At 56.6% G+C, this 1811-nt stretch carries 2 protein-coding genes; both read right to left on the bottom strand.

All coding sequences use genetic code 11. The annotated features are described in order from the left end of the window. A partial coding sequence (locus DW2_RS18835) for a type I restriction-modification system subunit M (protein ID WP_038149000.1) occupies window positions 1–1232 on the bottom strand: 1232 nt, incomplete at its 3' end. A gap of 306 nt (window positions 1233–1538) precedes the next feature. Further along, on the bottom strand, window positions 1539–1811 hold a 273-nt coding region (locus DW2_RS20250; protein WP_038148998.1), incomplete at its 5' end, for a hypothetical protein.

Here is a 1811-nt window from a genome sequence, read left to right as displayed (position 1 = left end):
ACGAGGTTCGCGCCTTGGTGGATGCGCTGACGCAGAACGATGATACATGCGGGAATGCCGGTACCGTAGAAGAGTTGCGGCCCGAGGCCGATGACAGCTTCGATCTGATCGCTTTCGATGATCTTCTGCCGGATCTTCGCCTCATCGCCGCCGCGAAAGAGGACACCGTGTGGCATGACGGTCGCGATCATGCCGCCGTCGCGGGTGACGTGGAGCATGTGCTGGAGGAACATGAGGTCGGCTTTCTTCGAGCCGCGCGGCACCTCGTGGAAAAAACGCTCGGGGAACTTTGGTTCCCAGAGATAGTTGCCCGCCTTGTCCTTGTCCTTCGATCCCCAGCTGATCGAAAATGGCGGGTTGGTCAGGATCCGGTCGAAGCGGCGCAACTCGCCGTTCTCGACGTGTTGCGGTTCACCCAGGGTGTCCTCGTTACGCAGGTCGGGGCTGTTCATGCCGTGGAGCAGCATGTTCATCTTGGCGATCGACCACACGGTTCCGGCGAATTCCTGGCCGAAAAGGTTGGCTTTGCTTCCGTCCTGGCCGTTCTCGTCGATGTAATCCTTGGCAGCGATGAGCATGCCGCCCGAGCCGCAGCAAGGGTCATAGATATCATGGTCGAGGGTCGGCTTCAAAAGCCGGACCATCATTCGTACGACGGATCGGGGTGTATAGAATTCGCCGCCCTTTTTGCCCGCGGAATCCGCGAATTCCCCAATGAGATATTCATACGCGGCCCCCAGAAGGTCGGGGAATTCGAAGTCCTCATTGCGGAGCCTAATTTCTCCGAAGTGGTTGATCAATTGCCGGAGCTTCTGATCGCTGATCTTGCTCTGCCCGACCTTTCGGGTGAAATCGATGTGGTCGAGAACGCCTTCGAGAGCAATGTTCTCGGCCTCAACCCCTCCGAGGGCCTTGTTGAGCTTATCGCCAATGTTTTCATGAGCTTCATTGACGAGATAGCTGAAGCGAGATTGAGGAGGTACCCAGAATGCCCCTGTTTTTCCGTACCAGACTTTGCTTTCGGCGTCTTGCGCTGCTTGTTCTGCAGAAACGCCGTTTGCCATGCGCTTCTTGATGACGTTGGTTCGCGCTTGTTCGAATACGTCAGAGCATCTTTTCAGAAACAGCATTCCGAAAATGTATTCCTTGAATTCCGACGCATCCATCTTTCCGCGAAGAATGTCGGCTGCGCTGAATAGGTGGCGCTCAAGCTGCGCAAGTGTTAAAGGCATCGGAGCTTTCTCATCAGGTTTTCTTGCAAATTGAGATATTTCAACTGCGGGAACAACGGGCAACCAGAAGTTGGTCCGAGGCGCTCGCTGTTTCGATCTCCTGTACCCGAAGCGAGCTCATGCTGCGAGTGCTCAGCGCTCACTTCTTGCGAGAGGCATCCAGACCTCACAGTTTGCGTCAAGCGGCCCCGTCGCACAGCGGGCGCGGAGGTCCGTTAGCTACGCATAGCTTCTGCTCGTGATCAAATTAGCGATCGGCCGCTCTCCGCTCGTTTTTCGCGCACGCTCTTAGCCTTGGTAGAGAGCCTACCAGCGCACGCAGGTAAGCTGCCGAGCCTTTAAGCGCGCGATCGAAGCTCCGGCCTCGTCCTCGCCAATCTCTGCAAGCCGATTGGTGCGATTTTTCGTGGCTGGGCTCACCACAAAAAGAATCCTTCGTGCTTCCGCGCCGAGGCCAATCTTTGCTTCTGCGTCGGGCCGGGAACGCTCGGTAACGGCGTTACCACTGTTACCTGTTACCAGGAGATGAAGCATGAAGACTGTCGCCCCCGCCGACGTGAAGCCCGATTTCGAGATCGA

It is taken from the genome of Thioclava atlantica (assembly GCF_000737065.1).
Taxonomy (GTDB): Bacteria; Pseudomonadota; Alphaproteobacteria; order Rhodobacterales; family Rhodobacteraceae; genus Thioclava; species Thioclava atlantica.
The sequence above is the reverse complement of the archived record's forward strand: the minus strand, read 5'-3'. Positions and strand labels throughout refer to the sequence as shown.